At 60.4% G+C, this 19,220-nt stretch carries 17 protein-coding genes and 1 tRNA gene; 10 read left to right on the top strand and 8 right to left on the bottom strand.

Annotated features, from left to right (window positions below):
- Both tmk and J2X24_RS04120 read right to left on the bottom strand, forming a co-directional pair.
- The gene (gene tmk, locus J2X24_RS04125; protein ID WP_209718259.1) at nucleotides 1–648 is read right to left on the bottom strand and encodes a dTMP kinase; all 648 of its coding nucleotides are present in this window, start codon (nucleotides 646–648) and stop codon (nucleotides 1–3) included.
- 82 nt (nucleotides 649–730) lie between these two features.
- Complete coding sequence (locus J2X24_RS04120) at nucleotides 731–1,495, bottom strand: SPOR domain-containing protein (protein ID WP_209717034.1); 765 nt, start codon at nucleotides 1,493–1,495, stop codon at nucleotides 731–733.
- A gap of 200 nt (nucleotides 1,496–1,695) precedes the next feature.
- On the opposite strand from J2X24_RS04120, the gene J2X24_RS04115 reads away from it, so the two are divergent.
- From J2X24_RS04115 to J2X24_RS04105, 3 genes are all read left to right on the top strand, one after another.
- A tRNA-Ser gene (locus J2X24_RS04115) sits at nucleotides 1,696–1,785 on the top strand.
- Nucleotides 1,786–1,871: 86 nt separating this feature from the next.
- A complete protein-coding gene (locus J2X24_RS04110; RefSeq protein WP_209717031.1) occupies nucleotides 1,872–2,636 on the top strand; it encodes a hypothetical protein in 765 nt (254 codons plus the stop codon).
- A gap of 223 nt (nucleotides 2,637–2,859) precedes the next feature.
- Nucleotides 2,860–3,870, top strand: a complete 1,011-nt coding sequence (locus J2X24_RS04105) for a hypothetical protein (protein WP_209717028.1) — start codon at nucleotides 2,860–2,862, stop codon at nucleotides 3,868–3,870.
- A 199-nt stretch (nucleotides 3,871–4,069) separates the two neighbouring features.
- Here J2X24_RS04105 and J2X24_RS04100 read toward each other — a convergent pair whose 3' ends face one another.
- Entirely contained in the window at nucleotides 4,070–4,225 is a 156-nt protein-coding gene (locus tag J2X24_RS04100) for a hypothetical protein (RefSeq protein ID WP_209717026.1), read from the bottom strand.
- Between the two features lie 162 nt (nucleotides 4,226–4,387).
- Between J2X24_RS04100 and J2X24_RS04095 the strand changes: the two genes are divergently transcribed.
- The 4 genes from J2X24_RS04095 to J2X24_RS04080 all read left to right on the top strand — a co-directional run bounded on the left by J2X24_RS04095 (nucleotide 4,388) and on the right by J2X24_RS04080 (nucleotide 8,749).
- On the top strand, nucleotides 4,388–5,269 hold the full coding sequence (locus J2X24_RS04095; RefSeq protein ID WP_209717023.1) for a class I SAM-dependent methyltransferase: 882 nt from the start codon (nucleotides 4,388–4,390) through the stop codon (nucleotides 5,267–5,269).
- Between the two features lie 375 nt (nucleotides 5,270–5,644).
- The gene (locus J2X24_RS04090; protein WP_209717020.1) at nucleotides 5,645–7,021 is read left to right on the top strand and encodes a glycoside hydrolase 5 family protein; all 1,377 of its coding nucleotides are present in this window, start codon (nucleotides 5,645–5,647) and stop codon (nucleotides 7,019–7,021) included.
- Between the two features lie 70 nt (nucleotides 7,022–7,091).
- On the top strand, nucleotides 7,092–7,328 hold the full coding sequence (locus J2X24_RS04085; protein WP_209717017.1) for a sulfurtransferase TusA family protein: 237 nt from the start codon (nucleotides 7,092–7,094) through the stop codon (nucleotides 7,326–7,328).
- Between the two features lie 92 nt (nucleotides 7,329–7,420).
- Complete coding sequence (locus J2X24_RS04080; RefSeq protein WP_209717014.1) at nucleotides 7,421–8,749, top strand: diguanylate cyclase domain-containing protein; 1,329 nt, start codon at nucleotides 7,421–7,423, stop codon at nucleotides 8,747–8,749.
- 12 nt (nucleotides 8,750–8,761) lie between these two features.
- On the opposite strand, the gene J2X24_RS04075 is transcribed toward J2X24_RS04080, so the two are convergent.
- The 3 genes from J2X24_RS04075 to J2X24_RS04065 are packed head-to-tail and all read right to left on the bottom strand — an operon-like array spanning nucleotide 8,762 to nucleotide 13,020.
- The gene (locus J2X24_RS04075) at nucleotides 8,762–9,244 is read right to left on the bottom strand and encodes a GNAT family N-acetyltransferase (protein WP_209717011.1); all 483 of its coding nucleotides are present in this window, start codon (nucleotides 9,242–9,244) and stop codon (nucleotides 8,762–8,764) included.
- A complete protein-coding gene (mfd, locus tag J2X24_RS04070) occupies nucleotides 9,244–12,729 on the bottom strand; it encodes a transcription-repair coupling factor (protein WP_209717008.1) in 3,486 nt (1,161 codons plus the stop codon). The genes J2X24_RS04075 and mfd overlap by 1 nt, the downstream gene beginning before the upstream one ends.
- A 6-nt stretch (nucleotides 12,730–12,735) precedes the next feature.
- Nucleotides 12,736–13,020: an FAD assembly factor SdhE gene (locus J2X24_RS04065; RefSeq protein ID WP_245344437.1), complete on the bottom strand. Its 285-nt coding sequence runs from the start codon at nucleotides 13,018–13,020 to the stop codon at nucleotides 12,736–12,738.
- A gap of 77 nt (nucleotides 13,021–13,097) precedes the next feature.
- Here J2X24_RS04065 and recG point away from each other — a divergent pair, with 77 nt between their 5' ends.
- Entirely contained in the window at nucleotides 13,098–15,161 is a 2,064-nt protein-coding gene (recG, locus tag J2X24_RS04060) for an ATP-dependent DNA helicase RecG (RefSeq protein WP_209717002.1), read from the top strand.
- Here the strand turns inward: recG and J2X24_RS04055 are convergent.
- Nucleotides 15,158–16,072, bottom strand: coding sequence for a lysophospholipid acyltransferase family protein (locus J2X24_RS04055; protein WP_209716999.1), 915 nt, complete (start codon nucleotides 16,070–16,072; stop codon nucleotides 15,158–15,160). The genes recG and J2X24_RS04055 overlap by 4 nt on opposite strands.
- Complete coding sequence (locus J2X24_RS04050) at nucleotides 16,072–16,839, bottom strand: glycosyltransferase family 2 protein (RefSeq protein WP_209716996.1); 768 nt, start codon at nucleotides 16,837–16,839, stop codon at nucleotides 16,072–16,074. The genes J2X24_RS04055 and J2X24_RS04050 overlap by 1 nt, the downstream gene beginning before the upstream one ends.
- 133 nt (nucleotides 16,840–16,972) lie before the next feature.
- Between J2X24_RS04050 and J2X24_RS04045 the strand changes: the two genes are divergently transcribed.
- Entirely contained in the window at nucleotides 16,973–18,388 is a 1,416-nt protein-coding gene (locus tag J2X24_RS04045; protein ID WP_209716993.1) for a cryptochrome/photolyase family protein, read from the top strand.
- Complete coding sequence (gene sseA / locus J2X24_RS04040; protein ID WP_209716991.1) at nucleotides 18,372–19,202, top strand: 3-mercaptopyruvate sulfurtransferase; 831 nt, start codon at nucleotides 18,372–18,374, stop codon at nucleotides 19,200–19,202. Before J2X24_RS04045 ends, sseA begins: the two co-directional genes overlap by 17 nt.
- Nucleotides 19,203–19,220 lie beyond the last annotated feature (18 nt).

The raw sequence follows: 19,220 nt of genomic DNA, 5'->3' as shown, positions 1-19,220 counted from the left end.
TCAGTGGCCTCGGAGTTCGTCGAAGACGCCGCTGACCGTGTCCCAAACCTGGTCACGGATGATCTCGATGGTCTGGTCGGCATTGATGATCCGGTAGCGTTCGGGGATGGCGACGGCGCGGTTCAGGAAACCTTCGCGCAGGCGCTCGTGGAAGGCCAGCCCTTTGGATTCGAAGCGGTTTTCCTTGTCGGCGCGTGCGGCGGCGCGCTTGAGGCCAGCTTCGACCGGCATGTCCATGACGATGACGAGGTCGGGCTGGGTCTCGGCGACGACGGCGGAGTCGATCTGTTCGATGATATAGGGCGCGACGCCGCCGCCGGCGCCCTGATAGGCGCGTGAAGAGTCGGCGAAGCGGTCGCAGATCACCCATGCACCGCGCGCCAGGGCGGGCCGGATCACTTTTTCCAGGTGATCGGACCGCGAGGCGTACATCATCAGAAGCTCGCTCATCGGCGACCAGCGGCCGGCATCGCCCTGGACCAGCAGGTCGCGGAGCGCTTCGGCGCCTTCGGAACCGCCAGGCTCGCGCGTCTGGACGACTTCGAGACCCAGGTCGCGCAGGCGCTGGACCAGCGCCTTGACCTGGGTGGATTTGCCAGCGCCCTCACCGCCTTCGAAGGCGATGAAGCGGCCGCGCGCGGCGGTCATGTCGGCTTTCAGGGCGGTTTCGGATATCGTGCTCACAAGGCCGCAGATAGACCGGGATGAACGGTAACCTCAAGACAATTTTTCAGTTGTCGCGCCTAAGGACGCTGTCGCCAAAACCGGCGCTGATGGCGCGCTGGCGGTAAGTTTCGGCTTTGGCGGCGCCGGAAAACGGTCCGAGATAGACAATATAAAGCCCGTTGCGTTCGCGGATCTGTGCGCCGTCAAGCCGGTCATGCGCGGCTTCGGCATTGTCACGCTGGGAAAAGGCGCCGATCTGGACGATGTAGCTCAGGTCGTCGTCTCGTGTGCGTACGGGTCCACCATAGGCCCTGGCGGCGCCGGCCGAATCGGCCGGGCCCAGAAAGGTGACGCGCACGCGCGCCGTGCCGCTATTGTAGGTGCCCAAGGCCTTTGCAGCTTCGCGTGACAGGTCGATGATGCGGCCATCGACGAATGGCCCGCGGTCGTTGACCCTGACGCGGACCTTGCGACCGGTGTCTAGATTGGTGACTTCGGCGATGCTGGGGAGCGGCAGCGTCTTGTGGGCGGCGGCAAGCTGGTCGGTATCGAAATGCTCGCCATTGGCGGTCGTGGCGGATGGGGATTCGTAGGCATACCACGACGCCAGGCCAGTTTCCGACCAGCCGACTTGCGGGATTTCCGGGTGATAGGTCTTGCCGCGCACCGTATAGGATCTGAGGTTCGCGGATTTGTAGCGTCCGTCGCGGTCGACCAATGGGCCGGCGATATTGCCGCCCGACCGCGTCGTGCCGCAGGCGCTCAGGACCAGAAGCGATATGACGCTTAAGGCGGCGATGCTCAGGGGCTTTGCGGGACGTAGTGACATGGGAACTCAGTATAAGCTGGCTGATCGAGGATATGAGCAAGTCGGAAATTGATGGTTAATGCTTTCCTTCTCCCCGCGCGCGGTACTGACATTTGCCCCTCACCCTAACCCTCTCCCCGTAAACGGGGAGAGTGAACGAAAAACCGCTTGGCAGTCTTGACGGTGCGCGTTACAAGCGCCGCTCTCTTGCTTGCCAAGATGGACAGATGGCCGAGTGGTTTAAGGCAGCGGTCTTGAAAACCGCCGTAGGTGGAAGCCTACCGTGAGTTCGAATCTCACTCTGTCCGCCATTTATAAGACGCAAGTTTCGACGTTAGTGTTGGAACTAGCTCATGGTGTAGGCGGCGCCGTTGCTCATTCTTCTTGAAGCGCGAAAATGAATCCGCCATCGAACCCGGCGATCGGGAGTAAATCCAATAAAGTTGCAAGGGATGCGAGTTCTTGGGTGCCCCAATTAGATAGGCAGCGAAAATTTCTCAAAAACTCTGCTCGATTATATGATGAAGGTTATGAAGACGAAGCAATAAGGATGGCCACCACGCTTAGAGTTTTGCTCCATGACACAAGTCAATCCACCTCACTGCTGACTCACTTGGGCGTTAAGAAACAACTGAAATTTATCGATACTGGTCTTTATAGAGATAGGCTTGATAGAGCCAAAGACGCATGGATTTCGAAGACATGCCCCGGCGCGAAAATCGTTGGTATAAGCCCTGGTGAAGCTGGGTTAGTCGAAATACGTCCTAACCCAGACGGTACGGGCGGGTTCTATGCGCCTTTACGTGAAAATAGGTTCCATCCTCACGATCCAAGGTCGAAGGCGATGTTGCAGCCTCTGGATTTCGACAGTTGGTGGCGAACGCCGCTTGTCGAAGCAAGCAGCCTCCGACAATTTTCTCGTGAAAATTTAATTCTAATTATGGCAAACCAAGATGGCGGCGCGCACGTAGACGCTCACATTGATATCGACTACCGTGACTTTATGTCTGATTTCCTCGGGCATTCGGTGGAGTTTGGCGGGACAGACGGAACTATGGATGCGAATTGGGAGCCGCCACCAGTCCAGAACAATGTGGCGTTCGCATCGGTTCGACAAATAGCGTGGGAAATTGAGACGACATTGGATCGTCATAAGTTTTAAGATCAATATCCTAAAGCTCGAAAGCCTGATCATTTTCGCAAGAGTGCTTCTTCTCCCCCTCGCCTTACGGAACATTTGCAACGGTTCCGGCCCATAGGCATGCCATTCTTACCTGCGCGCTCCTAGGATTCCTTAAGCCTAAACAGATGGCGGCAGGGGTAGCGGTTCAACCGGCCTCGTTTTGCGCGCCATTTCCGCACTGCCATTCCGGAAAGGATGCGTCATGCCCGACAATCAAGACAAGAAGCCCCAGGCTGAATCCGAAAGCCAGACCAAGGCGTCCCGTGATAAGTCATCCGCCGCCAACGCGACCGTCGAGGCCAAGACCATCGCCGGCGGCGAAGGCCAGGCAGAACAGGAAACGCAAGACAAGGATGACAGCCCCGCCGATCGTGCGACCCAGGCATCGCAGGCCGCACAAGGCCGCAGGCGCGATGAAAACGGCCGTTTCGCCACCGACGAGACACGCGAGCCGCAGCGCGCCAGCCGCAACAACGGCCGCCAGGACGACGACTATCGCGGTCGCTATAATTATGAAGACAATCCGCGCCGCGCCTCCAGCCGCCGCGACTATGACGATTACGAGGCGCGCGACCGTGGTCAGCGCAACCTGTTCGAAGACCAGGACGATTATCGCCGCCGCGAACGCGCACCTTCGCGCGACGACGACCAGCGCGGGCGCTGGGCCAGCCAGGGCTATGGCCACAGCCAGTCGCACGACGATTACGAACGCTACAGTCGCGAATATGGCGACGATTATCGCCGCTATTCCAATCAGGAGCGCCGGCCTGATCGCCAGCGCGGCGACGATGAGCGATACGATCGGCGTTACAACCATCTTGGTGGCGGCTGGGCGCAGACGGGCGAGCGCCGGTACGAAGATGATCGCGATCAGCCGCGCTCCGGTTGGGCGCCACAGGGTGACCAGCAGCGTCATCGCGACTGGGAGCGCGACGATCGCGGGGGTTACAGCTCGCGCCGGGACTATGATGACGACTATACGCGCCGCCAGGGCGGGTATCGTGATCGCGACGACTATGATCAACGTCCCCAGCCGGGCCGCTATGGCGAAGACCGTCGGCGCGAATATGCCGGATCGCAGGATCGCACCCGCTACCAGTATAATGACTATCATCCGGTGAGCCAGGATCGGCGCCATGAGCGCTTGCGATCGGACGAGCGTGACGATCGCTATGAGCCGGCGCGTGGGCCCAGGCGGCGCGACGACTGGTAGGCACTAAAAAAGGACGGCTGGGCCGTCCCAGGCTGCTGACAAAGTCTGTGGACAATTTTCATGCGGTATATTGCCACCTGATTCACGGAACGTCTCGGAATCAAGCGGTGAACATATCGGAATCAAATTGTGGCAATTGGCCCTTCTCAAAAAAGATAGGGGGTTTGTCAGTAGCCTGGGACGGCTGGGCCGTCCTTTTTTAGTTCAATACATCGCCAAGGAAGCCGATGAAAAAGATGAGGGCATAGGCGCCGAATGCCAGCAACGCCACGAGGACAAGCACCAGGCCCATCTTGTTCGCGTCACTCATCGGGCGGCGTTGAACGCCGCGTTCATCCATGGGTGAAATGCGCATAGCTATCTCCTGTGCAAGCCCCACCGAAGACCTGGCAGTCTATCAGACCGGGCATAATCTTGGCATGCTCGCGACGGTCCGGTGGCATAAGCCGTGCGTAAACCTTGTCGACCCGGGGCAACGCTCCTAAGACAATAGGCAGGCAATGCTTTGGAGCGGATTATGGCCAGCGTCGACCACGTATCTGATACAGCTTTTTGGGTGGCGCATTACCGCGGACTCGAATCTAAGAGGCGCGACGCCCTCTTCCACGATCCGCTGGCCGAAAGGCTTTCCGGCGAGCGCGGACGGCGCGTGGCCAAGCATATGGGTGCGGAACGCGCCATGGCGTGGACGCTGTCGGTGCGAACGTGGATTATCGATGCGCTCATCGGCGACGCGATAGGCGATGGTGTCGATCTGGTGCTCAATCTCGGCGCCGGACTGGATACCCGCCCCTACCGTCTCGACCTGCCGGCGGATTTTCAATGGGTCGAAGCGGATTTTCCGCACATGATCAACTACAAGACCGATGCCCTGGCCGATGAGACGGCCGCCTGCCGGCTGGCGCGTATCGGCTGCGATCTGTCGGATGACGTCGAACGCCGCAAGCTGCTGGCCGATATCAACGGACGCGCCCGGAGGATACTGGTCCTGACCGAGGGTGTTACTCCTTATCTCAGCAATGCGGCGGTTGCCGACCTGGCGCGGGATCTCGATGCGCAAGATCACATCGTCTTCTGGATCACTGACTACGCCTCACCCTTCTTCCAGACGATCACGGCGCGCAGCGGCATTCGCAAGCGTCTCGCACACAGTGCGCCCTTCCTGTTCGATCCGGGCGTTGAAGCGGACGCCTGGCCGCGATTCTTCGCCGAGCGTCACTGGCAGATCAAAGATCTGCGCTTCATCGGCGACGAAGGACGCAAGGTTGGCCGCGACCTCCCAGCCGGGCCGATCGGCCGGTTTTTCATGCAATTTGCACTGGAAGAGCGTCTCAGACCCTATTGCCGCATGAACGGCTATGCCTTGCTGGAAAAAGGCGAAAAGGTCGTAACGCCTTGATTAACCTCTTCTTAGCCAATTGATGTGACTCTTTGAAATCGCTTGCAGATTTAAAGAGCGTCTAACCTCGTCCCAAGTCTGTTTCGTACAGGTCGTACACCTGTATGACCGCGACTTGTCGGTATCGCGGCGAACAGCCGATACAAAGCAGCAAGAACCGAAAAATCGGTCATACCGGTAGTCCGAACACAAGCGCAACTTCTTTCGAATTATCATAGACATACCAGGTATTACTTCACGTGGTAAGACCTGGTATATCCAAATAATTTTGATAATTCGGGCCGGTTAAATATTTCATATTTCATTATTCTGATTTACAAATTTGGCTTATGCCGGAATGCCGGCCAAAAATAATTCAGCAGGAAGGGACATTTCATGACATCCGTTTCACGCCGCAGCCTTTTGGCTGCCGCCCTCGCCACGGCAGGTCTTTCTGTCACAGGCATGGCCGAAGCCAAGACGCGCAAAAAGGCCAAGGTCAAAAAGCCGTCGGATTTCGTCACCGTCGAAGGTACGGTCTTCAAGCTGCGGGGCCAGACCTATCGCTATGTCGGCGCCAATATCTGGTACGGCGCCTATCTCGGCTCGACGGCAGCCTTCGGCAACCGCGCCCGCCTGGTCAAGGAACTGGACGACATGAAGGCGCTGGGGATCGACAACCTGCGCGTCCTGGCCTTGTCTGAACTGAGCCCACTCAACAATTCGCTCGATCCGGCGACGCTCAACAAGCCCGGCGACTATAACGAAGACCTTCTGATCGGCCTCGACTTCCTGATGGCCGAAATGAAGAAACGCGACATGCGCGCGGTCCTGTACCTGACCAACTTCTGGGAATGGTCGGGCGGCATGACGACGCTCCAATACTATGTCAATGGCGGCCACTACATCAATGCCGGCGATCCAGCGCATCCGTGGCCCGAATTCGCCAATGTGTCGTCGAAATTCTATCAAAGCCAGGCGGCCAAGGACGTCTACTACGCCAATGTCCGTAAGGTCGTCAGCCGCGTCAACACCATCACCGGCAAGCCTTACGCCGAGGATACGGCCATCATGGCCTGGCAGCTGTCGAACGAGCCGCGTCCGGGTGGTTCCGAAGCTTCGATCGCGGCCAACGAACAGGCCTATTACGGCTGGATCAAGGACACCGCGATGCTGATCCGATCGCTGGACAAGAACCACCTGGTCTCGCTGGGCCATGAAGGCCTGATGGGTGCGAACAATCAGGCGCACATCGTTGAAAAAGCTCACGAACATATCGACTACCTGACGGCGCATATCTGGCCGCAGAACTGGTCGTGGGTCGACGGCAAGAACCTGGCCGGGACCTTCGATGGCGGCGCCGAAAAGGTGCAAGCCTATATCAATGCCCATATCAAGATGGCCGAGAAGCTGGGCAAGCCGGTGGTCTTCGAAGAGTTCGGCTTCCCGCGTGACGATACGGCCTATGAGCCGGGCACGCCGACCGTCTACAAGGACAGGTTCTACGCCATGATCTACAAGGCCGTGGAAGACGCCATCAGCCACGATACGCCGGTCGCCGGTTCGAACTTCTGGGCCTGGGGCGGCGCCGGCCGCGCCCTGCACAAGGATTACAAGATGCTGCGCGGCGAAACGGCCTATGTCGGTGACCCGCCGCACGAGCCCCAAGGCTGGTACAGCGTCTTTAACACCGACACCTCAACGCAGGCCCTCATTAAGGCGCACGCCGAAAAGCTGAAGACCCTGCGCCCGGCGACGAAAAAGGCTGCGTGAAAATAATCAGATTGCGATTTTGGGCCGTTGTGCGAGATATCCGCTCGTACAGCGGTCCAAAGTTTTTCTGATGCCTGAAAACGACACCACTATAGATGCCCGTGGCCATCGTTGCCCCGTCCCGACGCTAAAACTGCGCCGCGCCCTGGAGACGCACGCACGTGTGACGCTGATGGCCGACGACCCGATGGCACAGATCGATGTCCCGCACTTCTGCACCCAGAATGGCCTTGTTATGGACGCCCAGGAAAACCACGATAGTCATTGGGTTTTTCGCGTCCGCCGCGCAGTGGCGCATCGAAACTAACGAGTTGTGAGTGAGTCTGTTTACTGTTGCGCCTTAAGACTGGTATCCAGTCATTGGAACGTTGAGTCGCTGTCCCCGGGAGTGCTAAACGCGTGAGTATCAATCCCCGTCTCTTGCTGCTGGGCCAAACCGATGGCTGGATGCAGGGCATGAGCGACGAGCTCGACCGGCTGGGATTGCAGACGCTGAGCGCGCTACATCCCGATGCCGCCTATGCCGCCCTGTCCGACCTGCCCATCGAAGCGGTCATGGTCGATGAGGGCACGCAAATCGCCACGCCCTACCTGCTCGACAAACTGCGCGCCGCCGCCTGGCCGCGCCGTATTCCCGTTATCATGGCGCGCGACGACGATGGCTTCCAGGTGCCCGAAGGCTGGGATATGGCCTTTACGCGCGCCGCCCATCCCCAGCAGATCCTGTTGTCGGTCGAGCATATGGTGCGCGCCTGCGTCGCCGAGGAAGAATACGATACGCGGTGCCAGACCTTCGATATTCCGCTCGAGCAGGCAGACCGGCTCATGCACGATCAGGCGCCGTTGAGCCTGCTGTCGATCGGACAGCCGCATCCCGAATACCTGGCGCTCACCCACGAACTGCGCCGCCAGGGCGCTGAGACGGTGGCGGCCCTGTCGAGCTATAGTGCTTTTGACTATCTGCACGACAAGAGTTTTGACGCCGTGCTGCTATGGAGTGGTGAACAGCCCTCCGAAGCCCTGTCGGTCGCGTCGGGCATGCGGCGCAACACACGCCTTTATCATACGCCGGTGCTGCTGCGCCTGAATGACGCCGTTGAGCTTGACTTGGGCGACGCCTATCTGCGCGGTGTCAACGATATCGCCAATGCCCAGGCCGGTGTTCAGGAAATCGCCGACCGCCTGCTGCGGCTGGCGCGTAGCCACCGCCGCCAGCTGACGATCCGCAAGACGCTTGAGTCCATGCGGCGCAATCCCGAGATCGATAAGGCGACCGGCCTGTTCGGCCGCGACCTGTTCGCGTCGCACCTGGCGCGGCTGTCAAAGGCCGCCGATGCGCGCAACCGGCCTCTGAGCATCTGCGTGCTCAAGATCGCCGATACGCCCGAAGTCGTGCGCGCCCGCGCCAAGAAGCTGCTCGATCATGCCGTGCCGCAGATCGGCTCGATGATCGCGCGTCTGGTTCGTGCCGAAGATACCGGCGGCCGGCTGTCGAACGATGTGTTCGCCCTGGCCTTGCCGGCGACGCCCCTGCCCGCCGCGCGCAACGTCGCCGAACGCATAGCCGCCGTCATTGGCTGCACGGCCTTCGATTCCGGCCAGGGCAAGGCCCCCTATGTCGTCGAATTCGAAGTTGGCGTCGCTGAGATGCTTGAAGGCGAACCCGCAGCCGTGGCGCTTACACGCGCCGCGGAGGCCGTCGGTGCGCGCGGCCGCCAGGCTGTCTGAAAATAAGACCGTTTAAAGCCGGCTGAATGCAGGCGCGTGGCTGATTTCACCTTCGCTGACCGGCAGGGCTCCGCCCATCACCAGAACCATCAAATGCGGCCCGGCATAGGGCGATGTAAAGCCCGACGCCGCTTCAACCTTGAAGCCGAAACGCGAGTAATAGGCTGGATCTCCCTGAACAAAGATCGCTTCGGCATCCAGGAGCCTCGCCCGCGCGATGGCCGTCCGCATGAGTGTGCCGCCGACGCGCTGCCCCTGATAGGCTGGGTGTACAGCGAGCGGCGCCAGGGCCATGGCGGAAAACGGCGCCTGCATCTTTGACAACAGCACATGGCCGATGACCTTGCCGTCGAGCACCGCGACCAGCGACGCCGCAATATCGCCATCGGCCCGGATTTCCTCGACCAACCGGGCCTCGTCCGCCTGCCCGAATGCAGCCGTCACGACCTCGCCGATGGCGGTGGTGTCTTGCGGCTGTTCAGCGCGGATATCCATCAGTTTTCGGCCGCCAGACGCGCCAATTCGCGCATGATCTTCTCTGCCGCGATCAGGCGCTGGCCGGCATCCGGCCATTCGCCGATGACCGACATCTTCTGATCGGGACGCAAGCGCCAGTTCGGCTGGCTTTGCGTAAACTTCACCAGGCCCATCGGATTGACGAAGCTGTCATTGCGGAAGGTGACGACTGCGCCCTTGGGCCCGACATCGATCTTGGCCACATTGGCTTCCCGGCACAGGCCCTTGATTCCAACTACTTTCAGCAGCTGTTCGGCCTCTTCCGGGATGGGCCCGAAGCGGTCGATCAGTTCGGATGCCAGGGCTTCGCGGTCGGCCAGCTTTTCGGCTTCCGAGACGCGGCGATAGAGCGCCAAGCGGATGTTGAGATCGGGGATATAGCTTTCCGGGATCATGACGGCGGCGCCGGCATTGATTTGCGGCGACCAGCTGCGATTGTCGGTCAGGCTGTCCTCGGTCTTCGAACGTAGCTCCGCGACGGCGTCTTCCAGCATCTGCTGATAGAGTTCGACGCCGATTTCGCGGATATGGCCCGACTGTTCGTGGCCCAGCAGGTTGCCGCCGCCGCGAATGTCGAGGTCGTGGCTGGCCAGCTGGAAGCCGGCGCCGAGATTGTCGAGTGATTGCAAAACCTTGAGACGCTTTTCTGAAGCGAGGCTCAGCGTCTTATGTGCCGGCGTAGTCAGATACGCATAGGCGCGCGACTTGGAACGCCCAACGCGGCCACGGATCTGATAGAGCTGCGCCAGGCCGAACATGTCGGCGCGATGGACGATCAGCGTGTTGGCCGTTGGGACATCCAGGCCGGATTCGACGATGGTCGTCGACAGCAGCACGTCGTACTGGCCGTCATAGAAGGCCGTCATGACGTCTTCCAGGGCGGTCGGCGACAGTTGTCCGTGGCCGGTGATGAACTTGATCTCCGGCACCTGGGTGCGCAGGAATTCGGCGACGTCCGGCAGATCGCTCAGGCGCGGCACAACGTAATAGGCCTGGCCGCCGCGATACTTTTCGCGCAGCAGCGCCTCACGCAGCGCCACCGGATCGTAAGGCAGGACATAGGTGCGCACGGCGATGCGGTCGACCGGCGGCGTGGCGATGATCGACATGTCGCGGATGCCCGACAGCGCCATTTGCAGAGTGCGCGGGATCGGCGTCGCCGACAGGGCCAGCATGTGGACGTCGGCGCGGAAGGTCTTCAGCTTTTCCTTGTGCTTGACGCCGAAGTGCTGCTCTTCATCGACGATGACAAGGCCCAGCTCCTTGAACGCCACCTGTTCGGACAACAGGGCGTGGGTGCCGATGACGATCTCGACCTCGCCCTTCTTCAGGCCCTCGCGCGTTTCGTCGGCATCCTTGCGGCCGACCAGGCGTGACAGTTGGCGCACGCGCACCGGCCAGCCCTGGAAGCGCTGGCTGAAGGTCTTGAAATGCTGGCGCGCCAGAAGCGTTGTCGGACAGACGATGGCGACCTGCTGGCCCGACATGGCGACCACAAACGCCGCGCGCAGGGCAACTTCGGTCTTGCCGAAGCCGACATCGCCGCAGATGAGCCGGTCCATCGGCTGGCCCTTGCCGAGGTCTTCGAGGACATCGGCGATGGCGTTCAGCTGATCGTCGGTCTCTTCGTACGGGAACTGGGCGCAGAACTCGTCGTAGAGCCCCGATGGCGGATCGATGCGCGTGCCTTCGCGAAGCGCTCGCGCCGCCGCCAACTGGATCAGGCCATCGGCCATTTCGCGCAGGCGCTGCTTGGCCTTGGCCTTGCGCGACTGCCAACTCGCCGAACCCAGGCGATCGAGTTGCGCGCTGTCGCTGTCGGCGCCATAGCGCGTCAGCAGGTCGATGTTTTCGACGGGTAGGTACAGCTTGGCGTCATTGGCGTACTGCAGGTCGAGACAGTCGTGCGGGGCGCCCGCGACATCGAGCGTTTTCAAGCCATCATAACGGCCGATACCGTGTTCGATGTGCACGACCAGGTCACCAGGTGTGAGCGCCGACGCTTCGGCCAGAAAGTTCTGTGCACGCCGGCGTTTACGCGGACGGGCTAACCTGTCGCCAAGGATGTCGGTCTCGGAAATGACCGCCATGGATTCGGTCTCGAAGCCATGATCGAGCGGCAGGACGGCGCGCTGCACCGGCTTGGCCTTGGTGCCGCCGACGCCGAAGCTCTGGGCATCCTCCCACGAGGTGGCGAGGCGCAGCTTGCCCATGCCGTGGTCGTCGAGCATCTGCCCCAGACGCTCGGACGAGCCGTCGCTCCACGAGGCGAAGAGGACGCGCTTGCCCTGCTTGGACAAGGCCTTGGCGTGGTCGGTGACGGCAGTGAACAGGTTGGTCGAATCGAGCAGCCTTTCCTGTGAGAAGTTGCGTCCCGGCCGGCCGCCTAGGTCAACGACGGTCTTGCCCTCTGTCTCGAACGGCTCGAAGCGGCGGGTGCGGTGATCCGCCAGGGACAGCTTCCACGCCTTTTCATCGAGATAGAGACGCTTGGGTGGCAAGGCACGATAGCCGCCATTGCCTTTTTCCTTTGCTGCTTCGGCGCGCAGTTCGTAGGCGTCGTTGATCGTCGCTTCGCGTTCCGCCACGGCATTGTCGGCCAGGGCGTCGAGCATGATCAGGCTGCGTTCAGGCAGGTAATCAAAGACGCTGTCGAGATGGTCGAAGAACAAAGGCAACAGGTGCTCGATACCCTGGCGGCGGATGCCAGCCGACAAGGCAGCATAGAGCGGATCGTCGCCTGGCGCGCCGAAGGTTTCCAGATACTGTTGGCGGAAGCGCGAAATGCCGGCTTCGTCGACGCGGATCTCTGAGACGGCCGTAAAGTCGAGCGACGGGATCTGTTTCAGCGAGCGTTGGGTTTCCGGATCGAAGCTGCGAATCGATTCGAGACTGTCGCCGAAGAAGTCGAGGCGCACCGGCTCGTCCGACGACGGCGAAAAGACGTCGAGCAGACCGCCGCGCACGGCGAATTCGCCGCGTTCCGCGACCGTTGAGACACGCGTATAACCTTGACCCTGGAAGTAGCTTTCCAGCTTGGCGATATCCTGGGTCTGGCCAGGCTTGAGCGACAAATAGCCTTCGCGCACAATGGCTTGCGGCGGAATCTTCTGGACCATCGCCGACGCGGTGGTGAGCACCAGAACGGGCTTTTCCGGCTTTTTTATCTTGTAGCCGGCCAGGCGCGCCAAGGCGTACATGCGTTGCGCCACAATGCCAGGCGTCGGACTAATTCGGTCGTAAGGCAGACAGTCCCACGCTGGGAAGGCCAGGATTTCGAGTTCCGGTGCGAAGAAGCGCAAGGCCTCAGTGACGGCGGTCATGCGGCCGAAATCGCGCGCGACGAAGACACTGACGGCTTCGCGACGCGCCAGATCTGCGGTGACCAGGGCATCGAAACCTTCGGGCACGCCCGAAAGCGTCAGGACAGCATCGGAATCGGAAATGTGGGAAAAGACCGTCATGCGGGATTACAGTACGTGTTTGTAAGCTGTCTTATAAAAGATATTGAGTTGCTTCATGATTTCCGATTGGTGCTCGGCGGGCGTTGGATCGCGTTCGATTATCCAGCCATATAGGTCCTGATCCGGCACTTCCAAGAGGACTTCGAACACATCCATATCGGCGTCTGACATATTGGGCAGAGCTTCATCGGCGAAGTTGCCCAGGATGATGTCGGCCTCCTTGAAGCCACGTCGCCACGCGCGGAAGGACAGCTTGCGGCGTCGGGCCTGTCTAGCTTCGGTCTCATCCATGGAATTGTCCTCAAAACTATATCGGAAACAATGCCGACCGGGCTTCTCATAAAGCATTTTTGGTGCTTGATAAGCCCATGCGTCCGGAAATTTTATTCCCCTATTTTGCCGGTGTCGGCACCGTCAAAGGTGTCGGTCCGAAGATCGCGCCGATCCTGGCGCAACACGCCGGCGAACACGTGCGCGATCTGGTGTTTTTGCTGCCGTCAGGCGTTATCCGCAGGCCTCTGACCACCACCGCGACGGCGCGGGTCGGCGAAGTCCAGACGATCGAAGTCACCATGTCGGGTTTCCGCAGCGCGCCCAAGGGGCCGCGGCGCATAGATACCTTCGATGATTTCGGCCGCCTCACCCTCGTCTATTTCCATTCCATTCGCGGCTTTGAAAAGCAGCATCCCGTGGGTGAGCGCCGCTTTGTCTCGGGCAAGGTCGAAGCCTTTGGCGGCAATCTGCAGATGGCGCATCCCGACTATATTGTCGATGAGGCGCGAAAAGACGAGATCCCGTTGTGCGAGCCCGTCTATCCGGCGACCCTGGAGATTTCGTCGCGCACCGTGCGCAAGCTGATCCATGCGGCGATGACCACCGTCCCGGAACTTCCGGAGTGGATCGATATCCGGTTACGAAACAAGCATCTGTGGCCGACCTTTTATGAGGCCTTGGAGGCAAGTCATACTCCGCAGAGCGAGCTGGATCTGTCGCCCGACGCCCTGCCGCGCCAACGCCTCGCCTATGACGAAGCGTTGGCACATCAGTTGGCACTGAAGGCGCGCAAATCCTATCGCCAGGCGCAGCCGGCGCGTGTCGTCGAGATGCGCGACTGGACCGATCGCGCTTTGAAGACCCTGCCCTTCGCACTGACCGGCGCCCAGGAACGCGCCATCGAGGATATTCGTGGTGATCTAAGCTCCGGTCACCGCATGAACCGCCTGATTCAGGGCGATGTCGGCGCCGGTAAGACGCTTGTGGCGCTGATGGCGATGATCGACATGGCCGAAGCGGGCCTGCAGAGCGTGATGATGGCGCCAACCGAGATTCTGGCGCGGCAGCACTATGAAAAATCCAAGGAAATTCTGGATGGTCTCGGCATTTCCTCAGTGATCATGACCGGGCGTGACCGGCCCAAGGACCGCGCCGCCAAGCGTGCCGTCGTCGAATCGGGCGAAGCCGCCGTGGTTTTCGGTACGCACGCCGTCTTCCAGGAAGGCGTCAACTTCCACGCCCTGCAACTGGCCGTCATCGACGAGCAGCACCGCTTCGGCGTCGGTCAGCGCCAGAAGCTGTTTTCCAAGGGCGACGCCGTCCATTACTTGTCGATGTCGGCGACGCCTATCCCGCGGACGCTCGCCCTCACCCAATATGGCGAAGCTGACCTCAGCATTCTTGACGAGAAGCCCGCAGGCCGTCAGCCAATCCAGACGGCAGTGCTTCCGAGGCAGCGTTTGCCCGACGTCATTGCGCGTTTGCAGACGGCCCTGGCCGCCGGCAGCCAGGCCTATTGGATTTGCCCGCTGGTTGAAGAAACCGAGGCTTCGGATCTGATCGCCGTCGAAGCGCGTCATCGCGAATTGCAAGAAGCGCTTCGGATTGAAATCGGCCTGGTCCACGGCCGCATGCCGTCGGAAGACAAGGACGCGGTCGTCAGCCGCTTTGCCAAGGGCGAGATCCGGATTCTGTGCGCCACGACGGTCGTCGAAGTCGGCATCGACGTGCCCAATGCGTCGATCATCATTATCGAACAGGCCGAGCGCTTTGGCCTGGCGCAACTGCATCAGCTACGCGGCCGGGTTGGGCGTGGCCGCGAAAAGAGCGCCTGCATCCTGCTTTACGATACGCCTCTCGGCAACACGGCCAAGGCGCGGCTGGAACTGCTGCGCGACACCGAAGACGGTTTCCGTATTGCGGAGATGGACTGGAAGCTGCGCGGCGAAGGCGATATCCTGGGCGCGCGACAGTCGGGCTTTCCGGCCTATCGCTTTGTCGATCCGGTGGCGCATTCCGACCTGATCGCCATGGCGGCGCGCGATGCCATGTATATCCTGCAACAGGGCGATGCCGTGCCGGAACCGCGCCGCAAGGCGATCGAAGTCTTGAAGCAGCTATTCGACTGGCGGCCGGATGTCGCCGACAAGCAGGACTAGTCCTGGCTCTTATACAGCGCGTTCGGCCAGCGCTTGTGCACCCAGAAATATTCTTCCGGATTGTCGCGTACGGCCTGTTCGATAAACAGCGTGATCTTGGCCACCGTCGTTTCGATATCCTGCGCCTTGTGACCGGTATTGTCGACTTCGATCGGATCGTGGACGGTCACCTTGAAGCGCGCCTTGTGCAGGCGGCGGATGGTCAGGGGCTGAAGCACTGTCCCAAAGCGTTGCGCCAGCCGCGTCGGCCCGGGCGCCGTGTCGGCGACATGACCGAAAAACGGGGTTGGCACACCGCGATTGAATTTCTGGTCGTTCATCAGCCCGACCGACTTGCCCTCGTTGAGCGCGATCAGCAGTTCCTTGGCGCCGTCACTGCCCTTGGGGGCGAACATCGACACGCCATAAGCTTCACGCCCGGCTTTGAAGCGCTCATCGACATAGGGGTTATTGGCGGCGCGATAGGTGATCATGTAGTTGACGCCGGCCGACAGGATGGCCGCGTTCATCACCTCCCAGTTGGAGATGTGGCCGGAGATAAAGATGACCGGTTTGCCGCTCTGGGCAATGGCGCGCAGCTTCTCGATGCCATCGACTTCGACGCGGCTCGGATCCTTGACGATGCGGTCCATGACCGGGAATTCGCCGGCCATGGTCCGGCCGGTCAACTCCCACTGTTTGGTGATCAGGTGTTTTCGCGCGGCCGCGTCCATATCCGGAAAGGCGAGTTGAAGATTGCGCTCGACCGTCTTCTGCATCGGTGTCAACGGACCAAGCACCTTGAAGAGCCAGCCGCCCAGGTCCGAGGCCGTGTCGACCGGCAGCAGACGGATGAAGCCGACATAGAGGTCGTAGAACAGCGCTTCGAAACGCCAGGCCACGTCCTGCCAGAAGCGGGATTTCTCGGCCATCAGCCCTGCCCCTTCTTTTGGGCGTTCAGGAACTTGAACAGGCGGTTGAAGCGCGCTTCGGCATTGAGGTGGGCGCTGTAGAGCCCTTCCAGCCCGCCGGTAAAGTGACGACGCGCAATGAAATAGCGCAGGAAGACCATCGGATATTCGAACGGCACGCGCGCCCACAATTGCCAGACGGGTTTCTTCATCACCTTGGTTTGAAGATCGGCGTAAGATGCCAGCTTCTCGCGGATGTGCGCGAAGGTGCGAGCCGAGAAATGCGCGACGCTGCCTTCGAGCTGGCCGACCTTTTCATCGCGGGTATCGACCGTGTCGTGGACGGCGCTTTCGCGGAAGCGCACGACGCGGCGGTCATAGAGGCGGACATAGTTGTGGAAGTCGGCCCACAGGCGCGGCTTCGATTGCCCCGGATAGACGTTGCGGATGCGGATGCGATAGGCATTGCGCGACGGAGATGTCTTCATCAAGGCGACGATCTCGTCGCGCAGTTCCGGCGTCACATATTCATCGGCGTCGAGGTTGAGTATCCAGTCGTTCTTCGCCATGTCTTCGGCATAGCGCTTTTGCGGACCATAGCCCGGCCAGTCGTGATGGATGACGCGGGCGCCCAGGGCCTCGGCGACCTTGACCGTATCGTCGGTCGATCCACTGTCTATGACCACCACCTCATCGACCCAGCCGATAACCAGCCGGATGCACTCGCCGATGCGGTCGGCTTCATTCTTGGCGATGATGGTGCAGCTTACAGGCACGGGTTTGGTCATGGCTGTCTTGTGCCCAACCCTGTGAGGTCAGACAAGGTCCAAACGCAACAAATTTTCGTATTGTCCCTTACGCCGGAACCGTGCTGCCGTCGCGGATGTCCTTTATGATTCCCCATTTTCCACATAGCTTTTCATGACCGAACAATATGTTGATTCCGAAACGCCCGTCATTTTGTGGTTCCGTCGCGATCTACGCCTGAAAGATCACCCCGGCGTGTTGTCTGCGCTGCATTCTCGCCGACCAATTATCCCAATCTATATCGATGATGAGACCATATATACCCGGCCTTTGGGCGCAGCGTCGAAGTGGTGGCTGTATCGATCTCTTAAAGTTTTAGATGAAGATTTAGGCGTCCATTCTTCAAGATTGATTATTCTGTCGGGTGACGCCAAGACCGAACTGCTCGCCCTAATCGAAAAAACGAAAGCCAAAACAGTTATTTGCTCGTCCGTTTTTGAGCCGGTGACGCAAGGATTCGACGACAGGCTGGAAAAGGTATTGTCTGACCAACATGTTGATTTTGAGCGCCACAATGCGACCCTTCTGGCGCCGCCGGGCGCCGTAGCGACCAAGTCGGGCACGCCATTCAAAGTCTTCACTCCCTACTATCGCGCCATGGTCGGCGGCGGCTTCTGTGAACCGCACGAGCCCGATACGATCACGAAGCGGAAATGGCCGGCGCCGGAGCGTTGGCCGCGCGGTGTCGGTCTTGAATCGTTGAAACTCGACTGTACGCGTACTCAATCCGGCCAGGACTGGGCCAAGGGTTTCGATCGCTTCACACCCGGCGAAGGTGCCGCGTTTGCGGCATTGGCCCGCTTCATCGATGGGGACCTGGCGACCTACGAAGACGACCGCGACCGGCCGGCCAAGGATGCGACCTCGCACCTGTCGCCGCACCTGCGTTTCGGCGAGATCAGCCCGCAACGCATCCTGTTCGAGGCCTATGAGGCGGTCAAACATAAAAGCGCTCTCCGCGCCGGTGCCGACAAGTTCCGAGCCGAATTGGCCTGGCGCGACTTCTGTCATCAGGTGCTTGACCAGCATCCGCAGATGCACACCGTCAACATGCGTCGGCAGTTCGATGCCTTTGAGTGGCAGGGCGATGATGACGGCTTCAAGGCCTGGTGTCGGGGCGAGACCGGCTATCCGCTGGTTGACGCCGGTATGCGCGAGTTGTGGCAGACCGGCTACATGCACAATCGCGTCCGTATGGTGACCGCCTCCTTCCTGATCAAGCACCTTTTGATCGACTGGCGGCGCGGCGAACAGTGGTTCTGGGACTGCCTGGTCGATGCCGATCCGGCTAACAATCCTGGCAACTGGCAATGGGTCGCCGGGAGCGGTGCCGATGCTTCGCCTTTCTATCGTGTCTTCAATCCAACCGCCCAGGCGGAAAAATTCGACCCTGCCGGAATTTATTGTTCGCGCTATAAGGGCGGTGCGCGTGAACCGATCATTGCGCACGACTTCGCCCGGCAACGCGCACTCGACACCTATGGCCGCATCCGCGGCACGCAAAGGACAGATCATGACGAACCAGATTGAACCGCAGGCGCTTAGCAAGCTGATCGACGAAGGCATGGTCAAGATCGTGGATGGCAGCTGGGCGCTGGACGGCACTGACATGCGCGCCCTCTATCTGAAGGATCACATTCCGGGCGCGGTTTTCTTCGACATCGAAGCGGTCAGCGACCACTCGACCGGCCTGCCCCACACCGCGCCATCGCCGGAAGCGTTCGCGGCGGCGGTCGGGGCTATGGGCATTTCGGCGGAGGATCATGTCGTCGTTTATGATCGCCAGGGCCTGTTTTCCGCGGCGCGCGTCTGGTGGACCTTCAAGCTGATGGGGCACGACAAGGTTCAGGTCCTGCGCGGCGGGCTGCCGGCGTGGCAGATACTGCACCTGCCCGTGACAGCTGAAGTTCCAACGCCGGTTGCCACGACCTATGCGTCTCAGCCGCAGCCGGAAATCATGATCGGGCTCAATGAATTGCGCTCCACTCTTGAGGATGACAAAAACCCGGTCGTGCTGGATGCGCGGTCGAAAGCACGCTTTGACGGGACGGCGTCAGAGCCGCGTGCTGGATTGCGGTCGGGCCATATGCCGGGTGCGCGCAGCCTGCCGTTCTCCGAGCTTATCCGTGATGGCGCGCTAAAGCCACGTGAAGAGCTCGAGGCAATCTTCTGCAATCTCGGTATTGCCGACGGCCATACCGTGGTGACGACCTGCGGTTCAGGCGTCACGGCGGCGATCATTACCCTGGCATTGGAGGAAGTTGGCCATAAGTCGTCAAAGCTTTATGACGGGTCGTGGGCGGAATGGGGCCAAGAGACGCTGAACACGCCGGTGGTGACTTAGAGCATGATGACATTAGAT

Origin of the sequence: Asticcacaulis solisilvae (assembly GCF_017875235.1) — a bacterium.
Lineage (GTDB): Bacteria > Pseudomonadota > Alphaproteobacteria > Caulobacterales > Caulobacteraceae > Asticcacaulis > Asticcacaulis solisilvae_A.
Note: the sequence above shows the minus strand (reverse complement) of the source record. Positions and strands in the feature narration are given on the sequence as shown.